This window comes from Rhizobium ecuadorense, assembly GCF_001187535.1.
Taxonomy (GTDB): domain Bacteria; phylum Pseudomonadota; class Alphaproteobacteria; order Rhizobiales; family Rhizobiaceae; genus Rhizobium; species Rhizobium ecuadorense.
Genome location: NZ_LFIO01000658.1, coordinates 1 through 255 on the forward strand (window position 1 = coordinate 1; position 255 = coordinate 255).

The 255-nt window shown below is 57.3% G+C and carries 1 pseudogene; it reads left to right on the forward strand.

Annotation, left to right across the window (positions count from 1 at the left end):
- A pseudogene (locus tag AF337_RS12775) lies at window positions 1-255 on the forward strand (LysR family transcriptional regulator); the annotation flags it as partial.

Here is a 255-nt window from a genome sequence, read left to right on the forward strand (position 1 = left end):
CGGCAATTCTCCATGACCGAAGCCGGCCATACCTATTACCGCACCGCCTCCGATATCTTAAAGGAGATCGACAACCTCGCCGATCTCGTGCGTGAGAACAATGCACAGCTCAAAGGACGGCTACGCATTTCCGTGCCGCGCACCTTCGTTGATGCCGATGTCGGCCAGTCGCTGATCGATTTCGCCAAGGAGAACCCGGATCTTTCACTGGAGATCGCCGCCGATGACCGGTTCGTCGATCTGATCGAGGAAGGC